Genomic DNA, 2,874 nt, shown 5'->3' with positions numbered 1-2,874 from the left:
TCGGCGGTGAGGGAGGGGCGGCCGGTGTAGCCGCGGGCGAGTCCGGCGCCGGCGATGTAGAGCTCGCCTGCCACGCCGGCGGGTACGGGCTGTAGTGCGGTGTCGAGGACGTACGTCCGGGTGTTGGCCAGCGGGCGGCCGATCGGCACCACGTTCGGGACCGCCGAGGCGGGGGTCATGGTGAAGGTGGTCTTGATGGCCGTCGTCTCGGTGGGCGCGTAGACCGCGACGACGGAGGTGTCCGGGCACGCCTGGAAGAGCCGGCGGACGGCCTCGGGCGGGACGACGTCGCCGCCGGTCCACACCTGCCGGACGGCCCGGAAGGCCTCCGGCGTCTCCTCGGCCATCAGCCGCAGCAGGCCCGAGGGCGCCTGGACCAGGGTCACCCGGTGGGTGGTGATGGTCTCGGCGAGGCGCCGGATGTCCAGCTCGCCGGGCTCGGCCAGCACGATCGCCCCGCCGGTGACGAGCGGCGCCCAGATCTCGGTGGTGGAGGCGTCGAAGGCGGTGGGCGAGTGCAGCAGGACACGCTGGTGGTGGCCCGCGCGGAAGTGCTGGTTGCCCAGCAGGTCCACCACGTTGCGGTGGGTGACGGCGACGCCCTTGGGCAGGCCGGTCGAGCCCGAGGTGTACATCACGTAGACCAGCTGGCCGGGGTGCACGGGCACGGCCGGGTCGCCCGCCTCGGGGGCCGTGGCGAGCAGGGCGTCGGTGACCTCGACGGTGGCGAAGCCGCCGGTGGCGAGGACCGGATGCCCGTGGTGGGCCGGGTCGGTGAGCAGCAGGCCGGTGCGGGTGTCGGTGAGGATGTGCTGGAGCCGGTCCAGCGGGTAGCGGTCGTCCAGCGGGACGTACGTGCCGCCCGCCTTGGCGATCGCGAGGACGGCCGTGAGCAGCCCGGCGGAGCGCTCCATCAGCACCGCCACCGGCTGTTCGGCGGTCAGGCCGCGAGCCAGCAGCAGGGCGGCGAGGCGGTTGGCGCGGCCGTTCAGTTCGGCGTAGCTGAGCTGTTCGGCGTCGGTGATCAGGGCGGGGGCGTCGGGGGTGGCGGCGGCCTGGGCCTCGAACAGCCGGGGCAGGCTGGTGTCGGGCACCGGTGCGGTCGGTCCGTTCCAGCCGGTGAGCAGGTGCTCGCGTTCGGCGGGGTCGAGGATCTCGATGCTGCCGAGCGGGGTGTCCGGGTCGGCCGCGACGGCGCGCAGGACGCGCAGCAGCCGCTCGGCGAGGGCGGTGGCGGTGGCGTGGTCGAAGAGGTCGGCCGCGTAGTCGACGGCGCCGCGGACACCGAGGCAGTCGCCGTCCTCCGTGAGGTGCTCGACGAAGTTGAAGTTCAGGTCGAACTGGGCCTGGGCCTCGCCGGCCTCGACCGGCCGGGCCGAGGCCGGGCCGAAGGCGAGGTCGCCGGCCCGCTCGGTGTTCAGGGTGACGAGCGACTGGAAGAGGGGGTGGCCGGCGGTGCGGGTGGGGTTGAGGTGTTCGACCAGGCGCTCGAAGGGGATGTCCTGGTGGTCGTAGGCGTCGAGGTCGGTGCGGCGGACGCGGTCCAGCAACTCGCGGAAGCTCGGGTCGCCGGACGTGTCGGTGCGCAGCAGCAGGGTGTTGACGAAGAAGCCGACCAGGTCGTCGAGGGCTTCGTCGGTGCGTCCGGCGACGACGGTGCCGATCGGCAGGTCGGTGCCCGTACCGAGGCGGGTGTAGAGGGTGGCGACGGCGGCTTGCAGGGCCATGAAGAGGCTGGCGTTCTGCGTGCCGGCCAACTCGGCCAGGGCGGTGTGCAGTTCGACGTCGAGTTCCAACTCGGCGGCGCCGCCCCGGCGGGTGGGCGCGGCCGGGCGCGGCCGGTCGTACGGGAGCGCCAGCTCCTCCGGGAGGCCGGACAACGCGTGCTGCCAGTAGGCGAGTTGAAGGGAGACGACGCTCTCGGGGTCGTCCTCCTCGCCGAGCAGCTCGCGCTGCCAGAGGGTGTAGTCGGCGTACTGCACCGGCAGCGGCTCCCACTGCGGTGCGGTGCCGGCGAGGCGGGCTTCGTAGGCGGTGGCGAGGTCGTGCAGGAGCGGGGCGACGGACCAGCCGTCGCTGGCGATGTGGTGCGTCAGCAGCAGCAGGACGTGCTCGCCCGGCGAGGGGAGGGCGTACAGCCAGGCGCGGACGGGGAGGTCGGCGGCGAGGTCGAAGACCTGCCCGGCGTCCTCGCGCAGCCGCTCGGACAGTTCGGCCTCGTCGGCCACCGGCACCCGGTGCAGCGGCGGGCGCCCCTGGTCGAGGATGTGCTGGTGGGGCTGGCCGTCGGTGGTCGGGAAGACGGTGCGCAGCACCTCGTGCCGGGCCACCACGTCCCACAGCGCGCCTTCGAGGGCGGCGGCGTCGAGCTCGCCGGTCAGCCGGAGGGCGAACGGCGTGTTGTAGAGGGCGCTCGGGCCCTCGAACTGCTCGATGAACCAGAGCCGCTGCTGGGCGAACGACAACGGGATCAAGGTCTGCCTCCGACTGGCGACTTACGGCTGCTGTGGCTGGTAGGGCTGGTAGGGCTGGTGGGGTTCGGCGGTCGCGGGACGCGGCGGGCCGCGCCGCCGGCCGGGCCGGCGGCGGGCGCGCATCCTGTGGTGGACGGGGCCGCGAGGTGGGCGGCAGGTCAGGCCGGGCCGCCCGGGCGGCGCATCGGCCGCAGGGCCGGGCGGGCCTTCTTCGGCGCGGCTGTCTGCTCGCGCCCGGGCAGGACGGCGGCCAGGGCGGCGACCGTGGGAGCGTCGAACAGGGTGCGGATCGGCAGCTCCGTCCCGAGGGCGGTGCGGATGCGGCTGACCAGTTTGGTGGCGAGGAGGGAGTGGCCGCCGAGGTCGAAGAAGCGGTCGTCGATGGTGACGGTGGTGAGTC

Annotated in this window: 2 protein-coding genes; both read right to left on the bottom strand. The window is 74.1% G+C overall.

Annotation, left to right across the window (positions count from 1 at the left end; all coding sequences use genetic code 11):
* Positions 1–2,474, bottom strand: a 2,474-nt coding sequence (locus AB0O82_RS38580) for a condensation domain-containing protein (protein WP_363589714.1), incomplete at its 3' end; no start/stop codon positions are given.
* Between the two features lie 158 nt (positions 2,475–2,632).
* On the bottom strand, positions 2,633–2,874 hold a 242-nt coding region (locus AB0O82_RS38575; RefSeq protein ID WP_363589712.1), incomplete at its 5' end, for a phosphopantetheine-binding protein.

It is taken from the genome of Kitasatospora sp. NPDC088264 (assembly GCF_040685715.1).
Lineage (GTDB): Bacteria > Actinomycetota > Actinomycetes > Streptomycetales > Streptomycetaceae > Kitasatospora.
This window is presented reverse-complemented; position numbering and strand designations above follow the sequence as displayed.